This is a genomic window from Mycoavidus sp. HKI, assembly GCF_020023735.2.
GTDB lineage: Bacteria > Pseudomonadota > Gammaproteobacteria > Burkholderiales > Burkholderiaceae > Mycoavidus.
Genome location: NZ_CP076444.2, coordinates 1,734,069 through 1,758,411, shown reverse-complemented (window position 1 = coordinate 1,758,411; position 24,343 = coordinate 1,734,069). Strand labels below are relative to the sequence as shown.

The 24,343-nt window shown below is 47.6% G+C and carries 26 protein-coding genes, 2 tRNA genes and 1 pseudogene; 13 read left to right on the top strand and 16 right to left on the bottom strand.

All coding sequences use genetic code 11. The features are described from left to right. The 3 genes from efp to KMZ15_RS06845 form a co-directional block, all read right to left on the bottom strand. Positions 1–558, bottom strand: a complete 558-nt coding sequence (gene efp, locus KMZ15_RS06855) for an elongation factor P (RefSeq protein ID WP_223691966.1) — start codon at positions 556–558, stop codon at positions 1–3. A 101-nt stretch (positions 559–659) separates the two neighbouring features. Next, entirely contained in the window at positions 660–1,823 is a 1,164-nt protein-coding gene (earP, locus tag KMZ15_RS06850; protein WP_223691963.1) for an elongation factor P maturation arginine rhamnosyltransferase EarP, read from the bottom strand. A 122-nt stretch (positions 1,824–1,945) separates the two neighbouring features. Beyond that, positions 1,946–3,646, bottom strand: a complete 1,701-nt coding sequence (locus tag KMZ15_RS06845; RefSeq protein WP_223691954.1) for a hypothetical protein — start codon at positions 3,644–3,646, stop codon at positions 1,946–1,948. A gap of 279 nt (positions 3,647–3,925) precedes the next feature. On the opposite strand from KMZ15_RS06845, the gene uvrC reads away from it, so the two are divergent. The 10 genes from uvrC (at position 3,926) to KMZ15_RS06795 (ending at position 13,336) form a co-directional block, all read left to right on the top strand. Then, on the top strand, positions 3,926–5,914 hold the full coding sequence (gene uvrC, locus KMZ15_RS06840) for an excinuclease ABC subunit UvrC (protein WP_223691952.1): 1,989 nt from the start codon (positions 3,926–3,928) through the stop codon (positions 5,912–5,914). Between the two features lie 144 nt (positions 5,915–6,058). After that, on the top strand, positions 6,059–6,673 hold the full coding sequence (gene pgsA / locus KMZ15_RS06835) for a CDP-diacylglycerol--glycerol-3-phosphate 3-phosphatidyltransferase (protein WP_223691949.1): 615 nt from the start codon (positions 6,059–6,061) through the stop codon (positions 6,671–6,673). A 65-nt stretch (positions 6,674–6,738) separates the two neighbouring features. After that, positions 6,739–8,331 (top strand): ABC-F family ATPase, encoded by a 1,593-nt coding sequence (locus KMZ15_RS06830; protein ID WP_223691946.1) that lies wholly within the window; start codon positions 6,739–6,741, stop codon positions 8,329–8,331. 149 nt (positions 8,332–8,480) lie between these two features. Then, positions 8,481–8,873 (top strand): 30S ribosomal protein S6, encoded by a 393-nt coding sequence (gene rpsF / locus KMZ15_RS06825; RefSeq protein WP_223691944.1) that lies wholly within the window; start codon positions 8,481–8,483, stop codon positions 8,871–8,873. 39 nt (positions 8,874–8,912) lie between these two features. Continuing rightward, the gene (priB, locus tag KMZ15_RS06820; RefSeq protein WP_223691942.1) at positions 8,913–9,212 is read left to right on the top strand and encodes a primosomal replication protein N; all 300 of its coding nucleotides are present in this window, start codon (positions 8,913–8,915) and stop codon (positions 9,210–9,212) included. Between the two features lies 1 nt (position 9,213). Next, positions 9,214–9,489 (top strand): 30S ribosomal protein S18, encoded by a 276-nt coding sequence (gene rpsR, locus KMZ15_RS06815; RefSeq protein WP_223691934.1) that lies wholly within the window; start codon positions 9,214–9,216, stop codon positions 9,487–9,489. 46 nt (positions 9,490–9,535) lie between these two features. Then, the gene (gene rplI, locus KMZ15_RS06810) at positions 9,536–9,988 is read left to right on the top strand and encodes a 50S ribosomal protein L9 (RefSeq protein ID WP_223694765.1); all 453 of its coding nucleotides are present in this window, start codon (positions 9,536–9,538) and stop codon (positions 9,986–9,988) included. A gap of 148 nt (positions 9,989–10,136) precedes the next feature. Beyond that, positions 10,137–11,519 (top strand): replicative DNA helicase, encoded by a 1,383-nt coding sequence (locus KMZ15_RS06805; RefSeq protein WP_223691932.1) that lies wholly within the window; start codon positions 10,137–10,139, stop codon positions 11,517–11,519. Positions 11,520–11,673: 154 nt separating this feature from the next. Then, positions 11,674–12,300 carry a DUF47 domain-containing protein gene (locus KMZ15_RS06800; protein WP_223691930.1) on the top strand — a complete coding sequence of 209 codons (627 nt, stop codon included), beginning with the start codon at positions 11,674–11,676 and terminating at the stop codon, positions 12,298–12,300. Between the two features lie 25 nt (positions 12,301–12,325). After that, positions 12,326–13,336: an inorganic phosphate transporter gene (locus KMZ15_RS06795; RefSeq protein WP_223691928.1), complete on the top strand. Its 1,011-nt coding sequence runs from the start codon at positions 12,326–12,328 to the stop codon at positions 13,334–13,336. A 20-nt stretch (positions 13,337–13,356) separates the two neighbouring features. Here KMZ15_RS06795 and minE read toward each other — a convergent pair whose 3' ends face one another. The 3 genes from minE to minC form a co-directional block, all read right to left on the bottom strand. Then, positions 13,357–13,608 (bottom strand): cell division topological specificity factor MinE, encoded by a 252-nt coding sequence (gene minE, locus KMZ15_RS06790; protein WP_223691926.1) that lies wholly within the window; start codon positions 13,606–13,608, stop codon positions 13,357–13,359. Positions 13,609–13,617: 9 nt separating this feature from the next. Next, complete coding sequence (minD, locus tag KMZ15_RS06785) at positions 13,618–14,433, bottom strand: septum site-determining protein MinD (RefSeq protein WP_223691924.1); 816 nt, start codon at positions 14,431–14,433, stop codon at positions 13,618–13,620. An 85-nt stretch (positions 14,434–14,518) separates the two neighbouring features. Then, positions 14,519–15,259, bottom strand: coding sequence for a septum site-determining protein MinC (minC, locus tag KMZ15_RS06780; RefSeq protein ID WP_223691922.1), 741 nt, complete (start codon positions 15,257–15,259; stop codon positions 14,519–14,521). Between the two features lie 222 nt (positions 15,260–15,481). Between minC and KMZ15_RS06775 the strand changes: the two genes are divergently transcribed. Beyond that, a tRNA-Leu gene (locus tag KMZ15_RS06775) sits at positions 15,482–15,566 on the top strand. Positions 15,567–15,875: 309 nt separating this feature from the next. On the opposite strand, the gene KMZ15_RS06770 is transcribed toward KMZ15_RS06775, so the two are convergent. Next, complete coding sequence (locus KMZ15_RS06770) at positions 15,876–16,079, bottom strand: hypothetical protein (RefSeq protein ID WP_223691920.1); 204 nt, start codon at positions 16,077–16,079, stop codon at positions 15,876–15,878. After that, positions 16,072–17,160, bottom strand: a complete 1,089-nt coding sequence (locus KMZ15_RS06765) for a YhcG family protein (protein WP_223691917.1) — start codon at positions 17,158–17,160, stop codon at positions 16,072–16,074. Before KMZ15_RS06765 ends, KMZ15_RS06770 begins: the two co-directional genes overlap by 8 nt. A gap of 820 nt (positions 17,161–17,980) precedes the next feature. On the opposite strand from KMZ15_RS06765, the gene KMZ15_RS06760 reads away from it, so the two are divergent. Then, positions 17,981–19,258 (top strand): Fic family protein, encoded by a 1,278-nt coding sequence (locus KMZ15_RS06760; protein WP_223691913.1) that lies wholly within the window; start codon positions 17,981–17,983, stop codon positions 19,256–19,258. A gap of 13 nt (positions 19,259–19,271) precedes the next feature. Here the strand turns inward: KMZ15_RS06760 and KMZ15_RS06755 are convergent, their stop codons facing one another. The 7 genes from KMZ15_RS06755 to KMZ15_RS06725 form a co-directional block, all read right to left on the bottom strand. Then, a complete protein-coding gene (locus KMZ15_RS06755; protein WP_223691912.1) occupies positions 19,272–19,694 on the bottom strand; it encodes a biopolymer transporter ExbD in 423 nt (140 codons plus the stop codon). 68 nt (positions 19,695–19,762) lie between these two features. Continuing rightward, positions 19,763–20,485 carry a MotA/TolQ/ExbB proton channel family protein gene (locus tag KMZ15_RS06750; RefSeq protein ID WP_223691911.1) on the bottom strand — a complete coding sequence of 241 codons (723 nt, stop codon included), beginning with the start codon at positions 20,483–20,485 and terminating at the stop codon, positions 19,763–19,765. Positions 20,486–20,543: 58 nt separating this feature from the next. Further along, positions 20,544–21,002 (bottom strand): energy transducer TonB, encoded by a 459-nt coding sequence (locus tag KMZ15_RS06745; RefSeq protein ID WP_223691908.1) that lies wholly within the window; start codon positions 21,000–21,002, stop codon positions 20,544–20,546. 243 nt (positions 21,003–21,245) lie between these two features. Further along, entirely contained in the window at positions 21,246–21,458 is a 213-nt protein-coding gene (locus KMZ15_RS06740) for a (2Fe-2S)-binding protein (protein WP_308710644.1), read from the bottom strand. A 221-nt stretch (positions 21,459–21,679) separates the two neighbouring features. Beyond that, positions 21,680–22,528 (bottom strand): glutamate racemase, encoded by an 849-nt coding sequence (gene murI, locus KMZ15_RS06735; protein WP_223691906.1) that lies wholly within the window; start codon positions 22,526–22,528, stop codon positions 21,680–21,682. A 79-nt stretch (positions 22,529–22,607) separates the two neighbouring features. Continuing rightward, positions 22,608–23,087, bottom strand: a complete 480-nt coding sequence (gene bfr / locus KMZ15_RS06730; RefSeq protein WP_223691904.1) for a bacterioferritin — start codon at positions 23,085–23,087, stop codon at positions 22,608–22,610. A gap of 12 nt (positions 23,088–23,099) precedes the next feature. Further along, a complete protein-coding gene (locus tag KMZ15_RS06725) occupies positions 23,100–23,675 on the bottom strand; it encodes a TIGR00645 family protein (RefSeq protein WP_223691902.1) in 576 nt (191 codons plus the stop codon). A 185-nt stretch (positions 23,676–23,860) separates the two neighbouring features. Here KMZ15_RS06725 and KMZ15_RS06720 point away from each other — a divergent pair. Beyond that, positions 23,861–23,951: transfer RNA gene (locus KMZ15_RS06720), tRNA-Ser, on the top strand. A 9-nt stretch (positions 23,952–23,960) separates the two neighbouring features. Here the strand turns inward: KMZ15_RS06720 and KMZ15_RS06715 are convergent. Next, a pseudogene (locus KMZ15_RS06715) lies at positions 23,961–24,245 on the bottom strand (integrase); the annotation flags it as partial. Between the last annotated feature and the right edge of the window lie 98 nt (positions 24,246–24,343).

Below are 24,343 nucleotides of genomic sequence, written 5' to 3'. Positions count from 1 at the left end.
TTAGGCACGGCTACGATACTCATGTGTGCGCGTGTCTATTTCAATTTTATCTCCAATACTACAGAAAAGTGGCACTTGAAGCTCCATACCTGTGGACAGCTTGGCATTTTTCATAACCTTACCCGATGACGTATCGCCTTTAATTGCAGGTTCAGTATAGACAATTTCGCGCACTAAGATCGTCGGCAGTATCACTGACAGCGCTTTGCCATTATAGAAAACCACATCGCAATTCATCTCTGCCTCAAGGTAATGCAACGCATCGCCTAAGTTGACTTGCTCGACCTCATATTGATTATAGTCAGCATCCATAAAAACATACATCGGATCAGCAAAATACGAATACGTCACTTCCTTGCGGTCAAGTACAATATCTTCAAATTTATCGTCTGCTTTATAAACAGACTCCATGCCTGCGCCTGTCAGCAAGTTGCTCAATTTCATTTTGACCACAGCTGAACTCCGGCCGGATTTATTGTATTCAGCTTTTTGTACCACCATTGGATCGGTGCCGATCATCACAACATTGCCGGCGCGGAGTTCTTGGGCGAGTTTCATAAAGGTCCTGTGCAAATAAATCACATATCACCGTGGCGCGCAAAAAGCGCGGCCAGGCAAGATACGTTATATATATTTATGAGTTGTAAAAAGTAATCTGCCTATTTTAACTGAGATTCGCAAAATTGCGCTAGGTTACCGGCGAGGTCGCCCAGTTTGGCAAGTGTTTGCGCCCAGTTAATTGCATGGTTTGCGAATCTGTTGCGAGGTTGCCAGAAATGATTCCAGTCAAGCGCTAAAGGCGCGGCAGAAGTGTTATTCCACTTCCGCCAGAAGCTACTCAGTGCTAGGCGCGCCTCGTCTGGCAGAGCGAACGCATAGGCCGCAAGGGTTGCCTCAAGTTTAACGTAATGTGCATTATCTGGCTGCGGGTAGATTTGCCATACAAAGGGCTTTTGCGCCAATTGGGCGCGCACAAATGAATCTTCGCCGCGCACAAAATTAAGATCGCAGATCCAAAGTAGAAGGTCATAGCGATCTTGTTCAACAAAAGGAATCCCGTATACAGTTAAATGCCCGCGTGCGGCTACCATGCCTGCTGTCAGCTTTGGCATACCGAAAAAGCATGCAACGGCGGCTGAGATAATCCCTGCCGGCACAATACAGGTGATCGGAGTAGCGCTATTGCACCAGGCACTCAGTAATGCCTCCAAATTTGCATTTTCATAAGAAAAAAGTGAAATTAGCGTAGCTTGAGCCGCCGCAGGAGGTATTCCCAGCGAAGCACAGTGTGCAATACGTGCGTTAGGCGCTGACAAAAAAGCCCGTTGTGAGGCCAATAGAGTGCGCTCTTGCAAGACGCCCCCTGAGCCTGCAATGAGACCAGGAAAGAAGAACGTTTTAAGTAACGGGTAACGGGGATGGAGCGAGGATTTTAAATGGAAATCTGCAACCCATGATTCGTTGCTTAAATATTCAAGATTAATCCAAACGGGGGCGTGCTGATAGGCCGCACGTTTAGCCATAGCGGCAATGTAAGCCGGTGGCGGATTGCAGCCGAATGCCTCGATCACAATGTCGGCAGCTTCGATATTGATCTTTATATCGCTGTCCGTTGACCATTGTTCGACGATGATATCGCCAACCTGTTGTTTGTAGGCATGAGGGTCGATGGTGGGACATAAATGGGCAAAAGCTTCAAGCTTATCAACCCATAATCGCACGTGCCAGCCGTGTTCGGCTGCAAGCTGGCGCGCTAGGCGCCAGCTTGTACCGATGTCACCGAAATTATCGATGACGGTGCAGAAGATGTCGCAGCTTGGCATGGGTTGATGAGTAGAGAGGGCAATGCCCTATACAAACGCTCATTATCTCACTCAATATGCTTGTTTGTCATAAATAATATTTTAACAATTAAATATTGGCAGAAAATAATTTCTACACTGTGTTATTTGTTAATAATTACAAAATCCTCATCATTTGTAATGGCTCTCTTTATTTTATTGTTACTCGCTACTTCAATAAATGAACCTTCCTTTTCAGGGCTATAGGATAGATAAGGGTTTCCATAAAAACTAACTATTTCATGATAAATGATTGGATTGATTTTAAGTGTATTTTTATCCTTCTTCTTTATCATGTCAAAGCTTTTGTATAAGATGGTTCTTCTATTATTTACCATTGCTTTGTAATATTCATCATTAGGAGCGCAATTTTTTATGGAGCTGAGTGCCTCCTTAATAAATGATTCGGTGTCATCACTAATTTGTCTTTTTGCACGAGATTGTATGACGGTTTTTATTAGATTATCAACGCGATCATTAGTCAGAAAATTGTTAGAGAAAAATATATTTTCTATAAATGATCTTACCCATTTGGCTTCATCTTCAGTACTGGATTGTTCAACGAAAATAGAACCAGAAGGAAGTTGATCAAAAGCATCCATGATAGATAGATCGGCTTGTGCAGGAAGGGATTCTAAACTCTCGGTGAGTTCGTCCATTGTAATGGGTTCTATGCGGTCAAGTTGACTTTGAGTAAAGTAAATAATTTTTGTTTCTTTCTTATTTACAATATTCTGGCCTAGCCAATTTTTATGATCTACTTGTAGTTTAATTATTTTTTCTGAAAAATAATTTGATATTCCATACCAATTATTTTCATCATCTTTTCCCAATATGGCTGCAATATGGTTATTAGCGTCGAAGAGGAATAAAATTTCTGCATCTTGGAAATTGGGGTGGTTAGATTCTCCATAAAATAATTCTTGTACAGATATTTGTGGTGGCTTTTGCTCACGCGTTACAATAATGGTCGCTTTGTCCAGATTGTCAGAAATTTTTCTTTCTATAGGAGCTTTTGTGTCATAGGCATTGTCTGTATTGATTGTAGTTATATTATTATTCGTGTAGATACGAGAATCTTGTTGTTGATCTAGATCTTGTGGCTCTTCGCTGTCTATATCCAAGGAATAGCTCTGATCAGAAAAGCTAGGTGTACGGGGAGGCGTTGAAATAACAGCCTGATTACCTGTGCTTTCGCCTCCCCCCCATTTATGCTGGTTGCCCGTATGCTTAGTTTGTTGCCCCTCACCAGGAGGAGTGATTGGTTCAGGATAAAAGTCTTGTATATATTGGATGTCCGTATGCTTGGTTGGTTGCCCCTCATCAGGAGGTGTGATTGGTTCACGGTAAATTTTACTAGGAGTGAGGGGAGTGTCTTGCTGCTCAAGTAGGCTCTGTTTATCTTGGACATCTCTAAGATTTGTTTGCTGTCCAGCATCAGGGCCTATGGCAAGTGCAGAAGCAAGCTGTTTAGTAGTATTGGTCGGATAGGTAAGAAGTAATGTTGTGTCTTTAAATCTATCCATCACATTTTGAGTGACTGTATGTTTTACCCTATTAACGTAACAGTTCCACACCTGCTGTTCATCTTGCCCATTCACATGATCTACTTGTTGTTCAGTATAAAGAGACGCCACAGGAGTAGAATTCATCTGCTCAGTTACATCTTGTGTTTGTTGCTCGCTATGAGGACGCTGCGTCGATGTTGCGAGTGAAGGTGTTCCAGTACCTTCTACGTCACTGCCACCACCGCATGCGGTGAGTGCTTGCAATGCAATAATACTGGTAAGTTTCATAAATTTCATAACATTGATCTTTTTATATCTGATTAAATAATTTAGAAAAACTTATTGTTTTGACACAAGATGGCTTACATGCTTTAGACGCGAGGTAATTTTTGAGTATAGCACTGTTAGGTGAAATACTTTCATAAGTTTTTCTAATGGTTTATTTAGAGTTTTTATATTCTAGATGTTAAGGCCTGTAAAGCCTTTTGGTTGAATTATGACTGTGAAAAAAACCGTATGTAATAAACTACAAGATTATATTTATAATTATTGAAATAAACATTTTCATTTTATCAAATGTCGATTGCTCCAATTTTTGATTTTACTGAACAACTTGCGCAATTACCGCATCTACCCGGTGTTTATCGCTATTACGATGCACAAGGTGAAGTTCTCTATGTTGGCAAAGCGCGCGACCTTAAAAAACGCGTATCAAGCTATTTTACTAAAGCACGCCGGTCGCCACGCATTGAGTTGATGGTAGCGCGCATCGCGCGTCTTGAGACAACCGTGACGCGTTCTGAAGCCGAAGCCTTGCTGCTTGAAAACAACTTAATTAAAGCACTCGCACCACGTTACAACATTTTATTTCGCGACGACAAATCCTATCCTTATCTAAAGCTAAGCGGACATCGTTATCCGCGTATGGTCTATTACCGCGGTGCAATCGATAAAAAGCATCAATATTTTGGGCCATTCCCTAATGCCGGTGCGGTGCGCGAAAGTATGCAGATTTTGCAGCGCGTGTTTCAGTTGCGTACCTGTGAAGATTCCGTCTTTAGCAATCGCACGCGCCCCTGTTTATTACACCAAATTGGCCGGTGCACAGCGCCTTGCGTAGGCGCAATTAGTGAAGCCGAGTATGGGCGCAATACGCAAAACGCAGTGCGCTTTTTACAGGGTCAGCAAAGCGAGATCATGGGCGAACTCGAGCAAAAAATGCATGATTTCGCTGTTGAGCTCAAATTTGAACAAGCGGCTGCGGTGCGTAACCAAATTAGTGCGTTGGCGGGTGTGCTACAGCAACAGGCGGTTGAGACGGATAGTGATAATAACGCTGATATTCTGGCCATCGCGATACAGGGTGGGCGTGTTTGCGTCAATCTCGCGATGGTGCGCGGCGGCCGGCATTTGGGCGACAAAGCTTATTTTCCTGCGCATACTGAGAACGCATTAGCGTTGCTGGATTTACCGGCGGCTGATGCGGACATGCCGCCAGCTGACAGCGAACTGGCCGGTGCTGAGTCAACTTCGGCCGCCTACGCCAGAGAAATACTCGAAGCGTTTATTGGGCAGTATTATTTAAACCATACAATGCCGCCTACTTTAATCGTCGGAGGTGGGAACGTCAGCCGTCAGTTGATAGACCTCTTTGCGCAACAGGCCGGTTACCGGGTGAGCGTGGTCTATCAACCTCGTAGCCAAAAGCGGATCTGGCTGTCAATGGCGGAACACAATGCTCGCTTGGCGCTGGCCCAGCTTTTAGCAGAACAAGGTTCGCAACAAGCGCGTACGCGCGCCCTCGCGCAAACGCTTTTACCCGAATGCGAAGACTTAGCGGCACTCCGTATCGAATGCTTTGATATTAGCCATACCATGGGCGAAGCGACACAGGCTTCTTGCGTGGTTTATTGTCAGCATAAGATGCAGTCTGCCCAATATCGACGCTATAACATTACCGATATTACGCCGGGTGACGACTATGCGGCGATGCGTCAAGTATTGACGCGCCGCTATGAGAAACGCATGACACAAGCGGCCCGGGCGCGTGACGAATTGGCGGCGGCCCAAGATGCAACTGCAAGCCATGACGAGGTCGCCCAATCAGCACCGGTCAGTATCTTGCCCGATCTGATATTAGTTGATGGCGGTAAAGGGCAAATCGAAGTGGCGCGCCAAGTGTTAGTTGAACTTGGGCTCGATATTGGGATTTTAGTGGGCGTGGCGAAAGGAGAAGGGCGCAAGGTTGGGCTTGAAACACTGGTTTTTGCTGATGGCCGTTCTCCTGTTGCCTTGGGTAAAGACAGTGCTGCGTTGATGTTGATTGCGCAGATTCGTGATGAAGCACACCGTTTTGCGATCACGGGTATGCGCGCTAAACGCGCGAAGACGCGCCAAAGCTCGCAGCTTGAAACGCTTGAAGGGGTGGGTGCGAAACGCCGTCAGCGCTTGCTCGCGCGCTTTGGTAGTATGCGTGGAGTGAGTGATGCAAGTATTGATGAGTTGGCGAGTGTTGAGGGGCTTTCGCGCGCGCTGGCGGAGCAGATTTACCGGCAGTTGCATTGAAATGCCGCGATTAAAGTAATGGGTATTTGGAGGTTAGCCAGATATTAGATCCTGCTCATAACTGTATCTCGATACAATTACACTTGTCCCGCGCGCTACAAGCCGGCACAATCCCACTTTATTCTTCATTGCCGCAGGCGTCTTATGCTATTTAATGTACCGCTTTGCCTAACTTGGCTGCGTATTGTGCTCATTCCGTTGATTGTCGGGGTTTTCTATTTACCGGATCATATGCTGGCGCCTAGAGATAAAGATTTGGTGGCGGCGACGATTTTTGTGTTGGCGGCGCTTACAGACTGGTTTGACGGCTTTTTGGCTCGCAAACTAAATCAAACCTCTGCCTTTGGCGCGTTTCTCGATCCGGTTGCAGATAAGTTGATGGTGACTGCTGCGTTGTTGGTATTAGTCCAGCTATCACGGCTTAACGCGGCGATTGCGCTGGTGATTGTTGGCCGTGAAATTACGATTTCCGCGCTGCGCGAATGGATGGCGCAGATCGGCGCATCAAAGCACATTGCGGTGAATTCGCTTGGCAAAGTTAAAACGGCGTGCCAAATGATCGCGATTCCAATGCTATTGTTTTATGGCCCGCTCAATATAGGGTGGGGGTCTGAGCCAGCCTATCAAATTGTTATCGATACTCAGAGTTGGGGTATGTGGTTGATCTATTTGGCTTCGGCGCTGACCTTATGGTCGATGTTTTATTACATGAAACGAGCCTGGCCGCAAATCGGCCAGCGCGTCGGCAATCTATTGTGAAAGCGGTTTTCCGTATATCTGTTGGCTGTTAGAATAGGCACTTTCTTTAACAAAAGGCATGTACAGTGCTGTCGACCGCTAATATCACCATGCAGTTCGGGGCGAAGCCCCTATTTGAAAACATTTCCGTTAAATTCGGCGAAGGCAATCGTTATGGTTTGATTGGCGCCAACGGTTGCGGCAAATCCACCTTCATGAAAATCTTAGGTGGCGATCTTGAGCCTTCAGCTGGCAATGTTATCTTAGACGCCAACACCCGGCTCGGTAAACTTAAGCAAGATCAGTTTGGCTATGAGTCGATGCGGGTACTCGATGTCGTGATGATGGGTCATGTGCAAATGTGGCAAGCTTTGACCGAGCGCGATGAGATTTACGCTAATCCCGAGGCGAGCGATGATGATTACATGCGCGCGGCTGAACTGGAAGCTAAGTTTGCCGAATATGATGGCTACACCGCCAGCGCGCGCGCCGGTGAGCTGCTGCTTGGCGTAGGCATTCCAGTAGACCAGCATGAAGGCCCGATGAGCGCTGTGGCGCCAGGCTGGAAGCTGCGCGTACTACTGGCGCAAGCACTGTTCTCAAATCCAGATGTCTTGCTGCTTGATGAGCCGACCAACAACCTTGACATTAATACGATTCGCTGGCTTGAAGATACCTTGAATCAACGTAATTCAACCATGGTTATTATCTCGCATGACCGCCATTTCTTAAATGCCGTTTGCACTCATCTGGCTGATATGGATTATGGCATGCTCAAAGTCTATCCTGGCACTTATGATGACTATATGCTCGCTTCCACGCAAGCCCGTGAGCGGCAGTTGGCGGCCAATGCAAAAGCGAAAGAGCGAGTGGGTGAGTTGCAAGATTTTGTGCGCCGTTTTGCAGCGAACAAATCGAAAGCACGGCAAGCCACCAGCCGTATGAAGCAGATCGAGAAAATTAAGGTCGAAGATATTAAGCCATCATCCCGGCAAAATCCGTTTATTCGTTTTGAGTTCGATAAGAAACTGCATAACCTTGCGGTAACGGGCGAAGGGATGAGAAAAGTTTACGAGCGCACGATTTTTGAGCGCTTTAATATTACGGTACAAGCCGGCGAAAAAATTGCCATCATTGGTGAAAACGGTGCCGGTAAGACGACTTTGCTGCGCGCCTTGCTAGGTGATTTAGAGTTGGATGCGGGCACCATTAAATGGGCTGAACATGCGAATATAGGCTATATGCCGCAAGATGCATCGGCGGCCTTTCCGACGCCGGTGACGCTCACCGACTGGCTGTCGCGCTATGGGCAAGAAGGGGATGACGATCAAGTGATCCGTAGTACGCTGGGCCGTTTGCTTTTTTCTGGGGATGATGTCAAAAAATCGGTCACCGTGCTCTCCGGAGGAGAAAAGGGCCGCTTGATTTGGGGCAGCCTGATGCTTGGCAAACACAATGTGCTCTTGATGGACGAGCCAACCAATCATATGGATATGGAATCGATTGAATCGCTCCAAATTGCACTTGAGCGGTTTGCCGGCACGCTGGTGTTTGTCTCGCATGACCGTGAGTTTGTCAGCGGTCTAGCCACCCGGATTATTGAAGTGCGTAGCGATGGGACAATTCATGATTATCACGGTAGCTACGAAGAGTATTTAAACAGCCAGGGAATTCATTAAATTTTAGCTCAAGTTTGGGCGAGCGCTGTTAGCGCCTGGCCTGAATAGGGAAATTTGCTCAACGAGCGATTTCCGGCTAGAATGCTCGGTTTTACCTTGCCGCACCGGTTTTCTATCTGGGCGGCTATTAACCACAAGGAAGCATGTCTATGCGACATTACGAAATTATTTTTATTGTACATCCTGATCAAAGCGAGCAAGTCCCCGCTATGATCGAGCGCTACAAGGCTACGATTACCGCTCGCGGCGGCCAGATCCACCGTCTTGAAGATTGGGGGCGGCGTCAATTGGCTTACATGATCAACAAGCTCGCTAAAGCGCATTACATTTGCATGAATATCGAATGTGATGGCGAAACCTTGGCTGAACTGGAACATGCATTTAAATTTAACGATGCTGTGCTGCGCCATTTGACCATCAAAACGAAGAAAGCTGAAACGGCCCCTTCGCCAATGATGAAAGAAGTGCAACGCGAAGAGGCTAAGAAGACAGCTCATTCTTCCGCACCGGCACCGTCCGCAGAAGTTGCACAAGAAGCGTAAATATCAGTTGAGGCTGTGCGGTAAGGCAGGGACTCAGTAGTGAACCAGCTGGTGCTTGAGGCATCTGTGATTGAGCGTGAGGCAGTACGCTATACCCCGGCCGGTGTGCCGATGGTGAATTGCCTTTTACAGCATTGTTCGCAAGTGAGTGAAGCGGGGACGCCACGCCAGGTTGATTTAACAATATCAGCCGTTGGCGCAGGTGAAGTAAGCGGTGCGATTGCCGCTTGCGCACTGGGACAAGTCTTCCGTTTCACAGGCTTTTTGGCGCTGCGCCGCCGTCAGGCTCGCACATTGATATTTCATATTACAGAATTGCAGGATATTCAAAGGATTTAACATGGCACGTTTCACTGGCAAGAAGAAATTTGAGCGCCGTCCACAACAGAACCCGCTTTTTAAGCGTAAGAAGTTCTGCCGCTTTACGGTGGCAGGAGTGGAAAAAATCGATTACAAAGATCTTGAAGTACTCAAGGACTTTATTGGCGAAAACGGCAAAATCACGCCTGCTCGCTTGACCGGCACTCAAGCCCGTTATCAGCGCCAACTTGATCAGGCGATTAAGCGCGCACGCTTTCTAGCGTTGCTGCCTTACACTGATTTGCATAACGCCTGATCTAGCAAAGTATATAAGGAGCTTACACATGCAAGCCAAAATGAAAATGCAAGTCATTTTATTGGAAAAAGTCAACAAGCTTGGCAATCTTGGAGACATCGTTAAAGTCGCTAAAGGATATGCGCGTAATTTTTTGCTGCCGCAAAAAAAAGCACGCCGCGCGACAGACGAGGCCATACAAGAGTTTGAAACACGCCGTGCTGAGCTTGAAAAAGCGGCTGCGGAAAAATTGCTGGCGGCGCAACAGATAGGCGAAAAGCTTGCCGGTTCGACCGTGCAAATCTCGCAAAAGTCGGGCGTGGATGGGCGTTTGTTTGGCTCTGTCACTAACAACGATATCGCTAATGTACTGAAAGCGCAGGGCTTTGACATTGAAAAAGTTCAGCTACGCTTGCCCGAAGGACCGCTCAAAACGGTCGGGGATCATACGGTGCAGGTTTCACTCCATACGGATGTTCTAGTGACGGTTACTGTATCGGTCCTTGGCGAGCACGTTTAAACGGTAAGCCAATCCGCGCAGTGGCGCTAAGATAAAAAAACGGAAGCTGGGTCAACTGGCTTCCGTTTTTTTTACATTATAAAAAAAGTATTTAAAAATTAGGTGGGATGGTCTGAATTACTTATAATAGACGCTCATCTCAAGCGCCATGAATATCGTTAATACAGATCCGCAGCTCACTGCTCTCAAAGTCCCACCTCATTCAATCGAGGCCGAACAATCGGTATTGGGCGGGCTTTTGCTCGACAATAGCGCATGGGACAGAATTGCCGACTTTTTACAAGAAAGCAATTTTTATCGCTATGACCACCGGCTGATTTTCCAGCATATCGTTAAATTGATTACGGCGGTGCGTCCAGCCGATGTGATTACGGTGTTTGAGTCACTGACTTCATCCGGTAAGGCGGAAGAAGTAGGCGGGCTGGCCTATTTGAATGCTCTGGCCCAAAATACGCCTAGCGCTGCTAATATCCGTCGCTACGCAGAAATCGTGCGGGATCGCGCGGTGCTGCGTAAACTGGTGACCGTGGCTGATGAGATTTCAGGTGATGCCTTTAATCCGCAAGGCAAAGAGGTGCGCCAGCTGCTCGACGAGGCTGAATCAAAAGTATTTGCGATTGCCGAAGAAGGCGCGCGTGGCGTGCAAGGGTTTATTGAAATTAAACCTTTGCTGTCGCAAGTGGTTGAGCGTATCGATACGCTATACCATCAAGAAAATTCAACCGATGTTACGGGTACACCCACCGGTTTTGTTGACCTTGATCGAATGACTTCTGGCTTACATGGGGGCGAGCTAGTCATCATTGCGGGGCGCCCGTCCATGGGTAAGACCTCGTTGGCCATGAATATCGGCGAATATGTTGCGGTTGAATATGGCTTGCCGATTGCCGTATTTTCAATGGAAATGCCTGGCACGCAACTGGCGATGCGGATGTTGGGCTCAGTTGGGCGGCTTGATGCGCATCGGCTACGCACCGGCAAGCTGTCGGATGAAGACTGGCCGAAACTGACTCATGCGATGCAAAAAATGAGTGATGCGCAGATTTTTGTTGATGAGCAAAGCGCACTGAATCCGCTTGAATTACGCGCTCGTGCGCGGCGTCTGTCACGTCAATGCGGACAGCTAGGTTTAATTATTATCGATTATTTACAGTTGATGTCATCGGCTTCTTCCGGTGAGAATCGCGCCACTGAAATTTCCGAAATTTCACGCTCGCTGAAGAGCTTGGCCAAAGAACTTAATGTGCCGGTCATCGCCCTCTCGCAGCTTAACCGCGGACTTGAACAGCGGCCCAATAAGCGCCCGGTGATGTCTGATCTGCGTGAATCCGGCGCAATTGAACAAGATGCCGATGTTATTTTCTTTATCTACCGTGATGAAGTTTATAACCCTGATAGCCAAGATAAAGGCACGGCCGAAATTATTATCGGTAAGCAGCGTAATGGGCCAATCGGTGTGGTAAGGCTGACCTTTCTGGGTCAATATACAAAATTCGACAACTTCGCGGGCCAGCAAATGTATAACGACTAATCACATCGTCCCCATACCGTTAGCTAAATAATTTGTTGCTATGCACGATAAATCGGCTGGCACAGGTACAATAGCGCACTTTATAAGTTAGAGCCGCTGTATATTTGCATGGCTCTCGCATCAATAGCCAATAGACCATTGTTCAAGGATTGACATGTTCAGTCGCTTTATGCCCAAAGAGGGTAAGTTCTTTGAAATTTTTAATGCGCATGCAAAATGCCTGGTAGACGCCAGCCATGATCTAGTGCTTTTGGTGAGTAAGCTGGATGAAGCTGAAATTCACAAAAAAAATGTGCAGCTCAAAGAAAATCAGGCCGATAAACTGACGCACGAAACCATTGACCTATTGCATAAGACCTTCATTACGCCATTTGACCGTGATGAAATCCACAAACTCATCACGACCATGGATGACATCCTTGATTTAATGGAGGATGTCGCGACGGCAGTCTGGCTCTACGATGTACAGTCTCTGACGCCTGAGGCAGGCCAGCTGGCCCAGATTTGCGCAAGCGGTTGCGAACAAGTGGCGCAAGCGGTTGCTTTACTCAAAGACATGAAAAGCGCGAGCGCAATTTTAACCATTTGCACCACCATTGACCGCTTAGAAACTGAGGCTGACGGCTTATTGCGCTCAGCCATTTCTAAGCTATTTCGAGAAGAAGACGACGTTAAGTCGTTGATCAAGCACAAAGCGATTCTCGAGTTGCTAGAGGAAGTCACCGATAAATGTGAAGATGTTGCCAACATTATCGAAGGCATCGTGCTAGAAAACGCTTAGCACCGGCTTATTTCAGGAAACCTTAATGTCATCGATTCACTTGGGATTATGGGCCGTCATCTTTTTAGTGGCGATTGCATTAATCTTCGACTTCATGAATGGCTTTCACGACGCGGCCAATTCGATTGCCACCGTCGTTTCTACGGGCGTCCTTAAGCCGCATCATGCAGTTATATTTGCCGCTTCATTTAATGTCATTGCGTATTTTATTTTTCATCTAAAGGTGGCGTCAACGGTCGGCCGTGGCACGATCGATCCATCGATTATTGACCATTATGTTGTCTTTGGTGCGCTAATAGGTGCCATCGGCTGGAATATTATCACTTGGTATTATGGTATTCCGTCCAGCTCATCGCATGCCCTGATTGGCGGGTTGGTCGGCTCAGCGTTAGCTAAAGCGGGTCCTGGCTCGTTAAATATCGACGGTTTATGTAAAACCATCGCTTTTATTTTTATTTCACCGCTGCTCGGCTTCTTTTTAGGGTCGCTGTTGATGCTGGGGGTTTCTTGGCTTTACTTGCGCACGACACCTAGCAAGGTTGATCGGCGTTTCCGGCGTTATCAATTAATCTCGGCGGGCCTATATAGCCTTGGGCATGGTGGTAATGATGCGCAAAAGACCATCGGCATTATCTGGATGCTCTTGCTGGCAACGGGCTATACTTCAGCGACTATCGATGCCCCCCCAATATGGGTGATTGCCGCCTGCTATTTGGCGATTGGCCTGGGTACGCTGTTTGGCGGCTGGCGGATCGTGCGGACAATGGGGCAAAAAATTACCAAATTAAAACCAGTTGGCGGCTTTTGCGCTGAATTTGGCGGAGCGGTGTCGCTCTTTTTAGCTTCTTGGCTAGGCATTCCTGTGTCAACCACGCATACCATTACCGGTGCTATCGTTGGCGTTGGCGCGACACAGAAGCTGGCTGCTGTGCGTTGGGGGGTTGCTGGCAATATTGTTTGGGCTTGGATCTTGACCATTCCAGCTTCCGCCACCATGGCGGCGCTAGCTTGGTGGCTGGGCCAGCACTTCCTTTAATCCAAGGAAATGCTGGTGTCTTAGGTTTGCGGGATTTCGATTTTGACTTCCAGGACCTCTAGATTATCTTGTTGTTCAAGCTTAACTTTGATGTCCTCGTGAGCGATTTTCACATACTTTGAAATCACCGCAAGCAGTTCACGCTGTAGCGCTGGCAGATAATTGGCGGGGGTATTGTTTGTGCGTTCGTGCGCAATAATCAATTGCAGGCGCTCTTTGGCAAGCGTTGCAGTTTTTTTATTCTCGCCAAGCAAAAAAGAAAGTATTGACATATCCTTACCTTATTTATTGCCGAAAAGGCGTTGTAGTAAGCCGGGTTTTTGATACTCAGTAAACCGCATCGGTTTGGTTTCACCAAGAAAGCGCGAGATCACATCTTTATAGGCTTCAGCGACATCGGTGGTGTCTAAGTGAATTGCCGGCAGGCCTTGATTTGACGCATGCAATACGGCGTCTGACTCGGGTACCACACCGATCAATTCAATCCGTAAGATTTCTTGGATATCTGTGATAGATAACATTTCACCTTCATTGACACGCTTTGGATTGTAGCGGGTAATTAACAGATGTTCTTTAATCGGCTCTTGGCCTTCAATTGCGCGTTTCGTTTTTGAAGCTAAAATACCAAGAATACGATCTGAATCCCGCACCGATGAGACTTCTGGGTTAGTCACAATCACCGCCTCATCTGCATAATACATCGCCATCAGCGCGCCTGACTCAATCCCGGCAGGTGAATCGCAAACGATATAGGTAAAGCCCATATCCACCAGCTCTTGGATGACTTTGCCAACCCCTTCTAGGGTCAATGCATCTTTGTCCCGTGTTTGCGACGCAGGCATAATAAAAAGATTACTGCATTTCTTATCTTTGATCAAAGCTTGGTTAAGTTTAGCTTCGCCTTGAATCACATTAATTAAATCATAGACGACGCGTCGCTCACAGCCCATGATTAAATCAAGGTTGCGTAAACCAACATCAAAATCAATCACCGCTGTTTTGTGACCGTGCAAAGCTAGACCTGCGGCAAAACTTGCGCTGGTGGTTGTCTTGCCCACGCCGCCTTTGCCTGAAGTAATTACAATAATTTTCGCCATCTGGCTAAGTCCTTGGGTACATCAATTTATTTAAAAATCAAAGTAATTTAAAAAATGATTATGTTACCTGGATTAAATCAATTTATTAAGTTAATTTGAGGGGTTCGATCACTAATTTTTCATTTAAGAGGCTGACTTGCACAGGTTTGCCTTGCACATGCGCCGGTAGGGGTGTTTCGGTTGTACGATAAATACCCGCAATTGAAAGTAACTCAGGCTCAAGGCAGGTACAAAAAATACGCGCATTGAGATTACCCTGTGCGCCAGCGAGCGCTCGTCCACGCAGCGGGGCATAAATATGAATATGACCCTCGGCAATGACTTCAGCACCATAGCTCACGACACCAAGCACAATCAAATCCCCTTTTGCATAGACTTGCTGGCCGGAGCGGAGCGGTTTGTCGATGACCAGTGCTGATTTATAGTCTTCAATGTGCGCCTCTATCTTGGGTATTGGCGGTGGTGCTACAGGGCTGGTGACAGGCGCCGCGGGTTGTGGCGCAATCCGCTCAACGCCTACTTCAACGAACGGCAGACCACTGCGTTGCGCCCAGGTACGTTGTGCCTCATGAGCCGCAATGCCAACGGGATACATGCGTACTTTACGCAACATCGCAGCCAGAGCATCAATGTCTATCGTTTCGCCAGTATGCAGAGGGCGTACATCGATCACCACAATATCATTCGCAAAAAACTCTGGCGCGACTTCGAAGCGGCGTTTTAATGCTTGGTGTAAAACCTCAAGATCAGCTGTTTTAACAGTAAAAAGTAGCGTATCAAAGGAGCTATTGCGTAGTTCAAAGCACGAAGTTTTTTTATTTGACATAGATGACGGGCGATCAAAAGACTACTTAAGCGGATTCTGCCGGAAACCGCGTATTTTAACCCGCCCTTGGGCATAAAATTGAAATGCTCTTGCCGTTTAGTCGGTAACAAGCTTTTTATCAGGGCGTAATATTGGCCCGTTGAGTGATAAAGTAAGCACAATATGCTAGGCGAAATGCAAAATAATTGGCTATAATAGCGCCCTTGCTGGAAGCTAAGCATGGCCCAGGTGGCGGAATTGGTAGACGCACTAGTTTCAGGTACTAGCGGGTAACTCCGTGGAGGTTCGAGTCCTCTCTTGGGCACCATCAAGCTTTTTGACATATAAGAACAAAAACGAATATTCTTTGCGTTTTCCTTAAAAATTGATACGAAAGCGCAGGCCCAAGCATGGGCCGCTAAAGTCGAAGCGGAGATTTTAGCTGGCAAACACGTACCTCAGAAGGTGTGACGAACACAAAACGCTTGTAGAAGGTTTTACGCGTTACATCGAAAGTGTTAGTCCTACCCACCCTTACTCACTTTGCTGGCCTCCCGACGCACTAGCGTACTTTGCAATCCGAATTCTGAGTCGGCTCGGAATCAAAGAGAGTGTTTCATTCTGGGGGCTGACGTAATCAACTGATTTTTTGATTGTCGAGTGTGGTTCGGCTTTTCTGACGGCCGTTGGACGCTTTCAAAGCGCTTGCTTCCACGGGCTCGGCCGTCAGCCCCCAGTTTGGATCACTCTCTTCTATCACTTCTGCAGTAACGAGCAGCCTTGGGGAAGGCGCGATGACATTCTTTTTGTGATCCAAGGTTTTCGAACAATCGCTACCCATCTAATTTTTGCTTTATCTCTTTTATTTCTCGTCTGAGCTCTGCTTCTAGCTCTTCTTCCGTCGGCAAATGAAATTGGTATTTACTGGCAAAAATTTGTTTAGTCTTATCACCAAGCGTATATTGAACCATTGCGTCACTTTTATCGGTACAGAGTATCAGTCCGATCGTCGGGTTATCGTCTTTTTCAATTATTTCTCGGTCAAAATAATTAACATATAGCAGCATCTGGCCTAAATCAGCATGTGATAGCTTTCTAATTTTAAGATCAATGATAACGTAACATTTTAAAATGACATGATAGAAGACAAGATCTGTATAAAAATGATCGCCATCCAGCGAGAGCCGCTTTTGCCTTGCTACAAATGCAAAACCTTTACCTAATTCTAATAAAAAATGCTGTAGATTATTTATTAAAGCTTCTTCGAGTTCTGATTCAACTAATCGATGTGATTCTGGTAGATTAAGAAATTCAAGAACCATAGGCTCTTTTATAGTATCTTCTGGTTTAGTAATTTCTTGACCTTTACAGGCTAGTCTCATTATGCCATCTCTATCTTTGCTTCTAGCCAGCCGATCAAACAATAAGCTCGCAATCTGCCTTTCAAGTTCTCGACCTGACCAATGATTTTTTTCGGCTTCAATTTCATAAAACTGCCGTGCTTCAGGCCGATCCAATCTCATCAACGCACGGTAATGGATCCACCCCAGCCTAGAATTCAATTGCTTTTCTGATTCACCACGCAGTGCGTGGTGAATTGGCATGTGATCAAAATAAATCAAGTAAAATTGGCGGGTATCTCGTAAAGTAGAAATACTGAATCCACGGCCATATTTCTTTGTAAGCTTCTCTGAAAGTGCAGACAACAAATTGCTCCCATATTCAGCACGCGCATGCCCATTTTGCTCTGCTTGCACAATATCACGGCCAATACACCAGTAAGCGCTGACCATTTGTGTATCGATGACACGATAAACAGTTTGGCGAGCGTTATCGATATAACTTGCAGCTTGCTTATAAAGTTGCTCAATAACCAAAGGCGCTAAACTAATTTTACTCGAAGTTAATTTTTTCTCTTGCATATACGATTTAAAATTTCTAAATTAATGGAGAAAATTACTTTTTGCAATTAATAAGATAAGTAATTTAATCGTCATCAAACTGACCCTAAGCCGCTTATCGGTAAATCTCACGTCGATTGTCGATATGTAACGTAAAGACGCGTAAAGCATTGCCTTAAATGGCAGCCCTTTCCGGGTGTTTGAGAAATATCCAAAAAAGAATGAGGACTAAAGCAATTGCAGTATGAATTTGAGAGGCCTTGAATGAAATCTCATCTAAATTAGGTGAAAAATAAATCAATTTCAATAATAAACATCATAAATTAAACTGCAATTGCTGCTCAAAAACCTTCCTGTGTGCAACACCCTGAAAGGGCCGGCCTTAAATGGAGTTGTAAACTGGAACCGCAGAATATGAGGTACACGATATATTCTGCGGCTTCAACACGTACTATACCAGTGGCCCGTTCATTCACTCCCTCCTCTTTCATCCGTTGCCCATTGTTCTAATTGATCGGCCAGGGTTTCCACCTTAGTGATAAATAGCGAGGAACTGGCCAGAGAGAGTGACCCAAACTGGGGGCTGACGGCTGAGCCCGCGGAAGCAAGCGCTTTGAAAGCGTCCAACAGCCGTCAGAAAAGCCGGACCACACTCGACAATCAAAAAATCAGTTGATTACGTCAGCCCCCAGTTTGGGTCACTCTCGAAATCAAAGGGACCCCAATGAAACACTCTCCTGATTGGAGTTGAATGCAATGCCGTTGTTTGCAGGTGATTGCGTGAGCCGCAATTCCGGGGAAGCGGCTCACAATATGAGCCGAATATGGTAGATTGCGGCTCATGAACACGAAATCCACCTGGATCTGGCGTCGGGCTGAATGGCCTGATCTCGCCTACGACGCGCAGATGACCGCATCTGACTTGGCGCAGGCCTACCGGATACACGGTGTGGTCGAAGGCAAGGCTACGGCCATCGGCCTTGGAAGTACCAGTCAAGTTGCACTGGATGCTCTATCGGATGAGGTGCTGGCCACCGCTGCCATAGAAGGAGAGCGTTTGTCGCTCAATGTGGTCCGGTCATCCGTGATGCGGCGACTCGGGCTCTCAACGTCGGGACCCTCCAACCGCCATGTTGATGGCCTTGTTGAGGTTATTAGCGATGCCACGGCAGAGTTTGACATGCCTCTCGATGAGGATCGCTTGTGCCGGTGGCAATCGGCACTGTTTCCTGGTGGCACGTCCGGCATTCACCGCATCGTCGTCGGTCGCTATCGCGATCATGACGACCCGATGCAGATCGTGAGCGGTCCGCTCGGCCGTGAAGTGGTGCATTACGAGGCGCCGCCATCCAAGGACGTGCCGGCGCAAATGCAGCGCTTCCTCACGTGGTTTGCTGAGACATCACCTTCGCAGGCCTGGGCGGTGCCGGCGGGCAGCAAGAAGATCGAAGGCTTCGCCCGTGCCGCCATCGCGCACCTGTGGTTCGAGAGCATCCACCCGTTTGAGGACGGTAACGGCCGCATTGGGAGGGCCATCGCTGACATGGCCATGGCGCAGCATTTGCGACAAACGGTGCGCCTCTATAGCCTTTCGCGCCAGCTACTAACCTCGCGCTCGGCGTACTACGATACCCTTAACCAAGCTCAGCGTGGCGACATCGATGTCACGGCGTGGGTGCAATGGTTTGCGCGCCAATGTACGGCCGCCTGTCATGCCGCGAGCCACACTATTGACCAGGCAATCGAGAAGAGGCGTTTTTGGGAGAAGCACGAGGGCGGTGGACTTCATGAGCGGCAGCGCAAGCTGCTGCAGCGCCTGCTCGATGACGGGGACGGTGGCTTCTTGGGCGGCTTGAACGTCGACAAGTACATGAAGATGACCGGCGTCTCAAAGGCCACGGCGACACGCGACCTTTCGGAGATGGTCGCGGGTGGGCAACTGTGGAGCCACGGCGTCGGCAAAGCGGTGCGCTACTACATCAATGTGCCTGGGTGGTCGCATGGCCTTGACTTGGAGCCCAGTGCTGGGGGCCCTGCTGTGGTCGCTGCCGACGAGGAGCGCGAGTCGAAGGAGTCCGAGATGAATGTGCGCCCAGCCCAAGGGAGAGATGTGGGCTAGAACTCACATATAATCAGTGGCTCACTTCCGGTTGCGTAATAAAGCCAATTTTTGCCAAACCACTTGACTGCGCGGCTGACATAACATGAGCAATATGTTCATAGCGTACAGCACGATCCGCATACAAATGAACTTCTGGCTGCGGCTCGACTTTTGCGGCGGTTAAAAAGTGTGCCCGTAGCGTAGCGTCATCGACGGCTTGTTGATCCAAAAGCATGGTGCCATCCGCTTGTAACGTTAATTTAATCTGCGTGGGCTTAATCTCTGTTGTTTGGCTGCTGGCATGTGGCAAATCGAGCTTGATAGCATGGTGCATCACCGGTAGCGTAACCAGAAAAATAATCAATAAGACAAGCATCACGTCAACCAATGGCGTCATGTTAATTTCGCTCATCAGTGTATCTTCGTTATCGTTGATAAAAGGATTGTCGGCCATTCTTGTCTATGGTGTTTAAGCTTGAAAAGCTTTGCTAAAAAAGTACTTTATGCTGGGTAATAAGAGGGCTAAGACACGCTTTTAGCGGTAGCGGCTTTTAACTCGCTGCGTCTATTTGAGCGCAGACGCGCGCCAGTGACAAAATAAGCATGTAGGCCATGGCAGAAACGATTGAGTTTACTCACAATCCTTTTATTGCTGCGCGTGAATGCATTGTAAGCAAGCGTTGCTGGAATAGCGACAAAAAGGCCGAAGGCGGTCATGATCAACGCTTCACCGACGGGTCCCGCAACTTGATTGATTGAGGCTTGCCCGTTCTCGCTAATGGCCAATAACGCATGATAAATACCCCATACTGTGCCAAACAGGCCAACAAAAGGCGCAGTTGAACCAATTGACGCTAGCAGCGCAAGACCGCTTTGCATGCGTATCAGGCTTTCGTCTAGAGTGTTTTTTAAGCAGCGCGTGATCCAATCGCTAATATCCATACGATGATGGAGGGAGGGCTGGTTTTGTTGATGGTGGCTGGCAGCTTCTTGGCCTGCTAGCACTAGTGCAAGAAATGGATTGCCGGCTCGTTTACCTAGTTTTTTGACGCCGTGCTCAATATTATCTGCATGCCAGAATGTCTGCTCCGCATTTTTTGTCAGCTGCCGCAAACAAATGAGTTGCCAGATTTTGGCAATGATCACAGTCCACGAAAGTGCGGACATGAGAACCAGCGTTAAGATGAGCGCTTGTGTGACCAGATCGCCCTGATTCCATATGTGGGCTAAACCATAGTGTTCCATCGGATTCCTTTTAGGATTGGATGCTTGCCCAACTTGGGACAAGCAAGATATTGAGAGACTAACCCTCGAACTTAAAGATAAAGGGGATATCGCTCGTTGTACGTATCGGCTGGCCGTTTTCGAGCCAGGGGCGGCATAAACTACCTAGGGCCGCCTCACGGGCAGCCTGGTCAAGGCGTTTAAAGCGGCTGCTTTGCTTGATGACGGCGTTTTCAATTTTGCCACGAGTATCAATAATAATGCTAATTAATACAGTGCCGGTTTCTTCGCGTTGCCTAGATAGAGGGGGATACGCTGGCGGGTTAATCAAGCAGTTAGGCTGAGAGATGCTTTGGGGCGCGCCTTGGTCGGTTGTGCGCGTAGTCAAAGCGGCTGGCGAGCGTGTTTCAGCAACCGGGGGGCTGGCACTAGGCGTGACAGGTGGTTGCGTTGGTTTGGCGGTTGCGCGTGTTGCTGCAGCGGCTTTGGCAAGCCGCATGACTGGCATAGGCGTGGGGCTGAGTAATTCGACTACCATTGTGCTCGCTAATACTAATTGAGAGGGTGTCGGGCCAGCTGTGTTTAGGAAGAAGAGAAATACCCCCATATGGAGGGCGAGTACAACACAGAAGAGGGCGGCAGTGAGACGCAAATTGACCAAGCAAATCCTGCACGAGTGATTATCTGTTCACGCTTTCAGAGCGTATCATTTATGGAAAATCAGCCAAGAGATACAGAGCGCGGTTGCCATGCCAATCCACAGTTCCATAATGTTCTCAATTTATGCTGCTGCACGTTCATGAAAACTGATCGGTATAGCCGTATCACCTGCACTATTGTGGGTGGCCAAAATATCAAAGACAGCATTTTCGCATTTACCGCAACATAATGCCACCCCGCACTCAAACTGCAATGCTTCTAGGGAATTCGCGCCCGCATGGATGGCGGAGTGGATTGAGCGGTCTGAAACGGACTTGCACACGCAGATGATCATGATATCGCCCCAATAGAAACAGATGGGTACGGATACAATAGGCATCCGTAATAGTAATCATTATCATTCAGGTTTTAATAATTTGCAAGTGACTGTCACGGTCAAATACAAATGCTCGATTTTTAGCTAAATCGAAAGCCGATTTTTATAGTGTTAAAAAAGAGCAATGTATAGGGCTTAGCACCCGCCCTCTATAGCCCAAGAGTGGAGAGCAGGGCGGTTCAGCGCCCTACCTTTGCAGCATTGAGTGGGCCCGAAGGAATGATAACGTATTCAGCTATTTGGTCAGTTTTCAGGAATTGGCTGGCGAGAGTCTGTAAATGGGCGCCATTCGCAGTCGAACACAAACGCAGCGTTGCTGGCGCATCAGCCGGTGCGCACAACTGCTGTGCCGCTAGCCGTCGAGCGAGTTGCCGGGCAATTGCGTCACCTGTTTCGACCAACCTGAGCTGGTCGCCAGCAATCTGCCGGATGGCTGTCTCAAGAAAGGGGAAATGGGTTGAGCCAAGCACCAACGTATCGGCGCCAGCGGCGAGCATGGGCATGAGATAGGCTTTAAGTAGAGCCATCACTTCAGTTGAATCTGTATCGCCACGCTCAATCGCCTCAACCAGTCCAGAGCCAGCTTGGCAGATAAAACGGCAATCAGCCGCATAGGCCGTGATTAAGCGCTGGAATTTTTCGCTGCGCAAGGTACTCGCCGTCGCGAGCACGCCAGCTACTCGTGAGTTCGAATATTGTGCGGCAGGTTTAATGCCGGGTTCGACTCCGATGATTGGAATACTGAACTGCTGGTGCAGTAGGTGGTTGGCCTGTGCCGTTGCCGTATTACAGGCGACGACGAGTGCCTTGACCCCTTGTTGAATGAGCCAAGCACTGATGGCAAGTGTGCGCTCTACAATGAATGCGCTATCACGCCCACCATAAGGGGCATGATAGGAGTCGGCACAATAAATCAAAGATTCCGTTGGTAGTGCCGCATGAATTGCGCGTAACACCGACAAGCCGCCGACCCCTGAATCAAATACCCCAATGGGTGCACGGGCACGGCTAGAGACTGATTCCATCATAAGTTAGAGTGTCTTGCTTTGGGCAAAAAGCAAAGAGGCTAATCGCAGCGCGCTTGCCATGCGCGCTGCGATTGACGAGTTAACCTGCCGCTGGGTTGATGCTAATTTGCAGATAGTTTTGCAGACCAAGCTTACCGATCAGCTCAAGTTGAGTTTCGAGCCAGTCGATATGTTCCTCGGTATCGTTCAGGATCGTCACAAAAATCTCACGCGACGCAAAATCCCGTACGGATTCGCAGTAAACAATCGCCTCTTTACACGTTGTCTGAGAGATGTATTCAAGTTTCAAATCGCACTGTAAAATTTCTTGCGTGTCCTCGCCGATTAATAATTTGTGCAGATCCTGCAAATTAGGCAGTCCATCAAGCATGAAAATACGTTCGATGAGTAGATCGGCATGTTTCATTTCGCCAATCGACTCTTGATATTCATGCTGTCCCAGCTTATCTAAACCCCAATGTTTGTACATTCTGGCATGCAAAAAATACTGATTGATTGCGGTTAATTCATTTTTGAGCTGAGAATTCAGATAGTCGATGACTTTTTTATCACCTTGCATAGTGAGACTCCTTTATTTAAGTGGGTGGCTGCCGTTTGACGGAGATACATCCGAATGAGGGCGTGACATGAGTCTATCCACCCAAGCCATCACCCCGGCTGAAAGTAAGAAAGAAAGGTGGATGAGGATTTGGGCCATAACAATATGTGTGTCGCGCTGGCCTGCATCAATAAAAGTTTTAAGCAGATGAATTGACGAAATGCTAATCAACGCCATCGATAGTTTCACCTTTAAGACACCAGCATTAACGTGATCGAGCCATTCCGGTTCATCCGGATGGTTTTCAAGCCCGAGCTTAGACACAAAAGTCTCGTAGCCGCCAATGATCACCATAATTAATAAATTTGAGATCATGACGACATCGATCAAGCTGAGTACGGCAAGCATAACGGCGGTCTCATTAAGAGTGCGCGTATGGCTAAGCAGGTGCCAGACCTCAACCAAAAAGAGATACACGTAAACGCCTTGCGCCACAATCAGCCCGAGATACAACGGGACCTGTAACCAGCGACTGAAAAAAATCAGCGCGGGCAAGGGTTTTAGCGATGGCTTCTGGGGAAGCTTAGGCGAGTGGTCTTTAGCAGACATGGGTAAAAATGAGCAAGAAACGAATAGATGAGAGCTAGGAAGAATAACATCATAGCTGAAAGCGTTATTGTACCTCTGATAATTGCCGATTGAATTTTGCTGTGGATCTATCATAGATAAATATCATCGCGGACAAATCTGTAGCGGCTTTTTGGCCTTTATCTTTGCTATAATACTCGGCTTCCGGAGAGATGGATGAGTGGTTTAAGTCGCCCGCCTGGAAAGCGTGTATAGGTTAATAGCCTATCGGGGGTTCGAATCCCCCTCTCTCCGCCAAAAATTCCCTTATATTTCAGTAGCGTAGAAGCCTAAGCTGCTTTTTTTGGGACAAATTTTGGGCAAATTCTCTCCAAGGCTCGATTCAAACCGCGCCATTTCTAAGTCGTTTTGTGCACCGTCTAGCCACTTTGCGTAGGTGTGCAAAAACATTTCAATACTGTGTCCAAGCTGTCGAGCGCAAAAAGCGGGAGTCATTCCAGCCATAAGCATCATCGTGGCGTAAGAATGCCACATATTGTAAGGGCGTCGATAGCGGATACCCAAGCGCTTCAGGCAGGGTATCCAGTAGTTAAGTCGGGCTTGGATTAAGGGCATTCATGTTCTTCTCTAGCAGTTAAATCGCTATCTGGTTGCTTTACTTGCTCAGGATGAGTAGATGGGTCATTGGG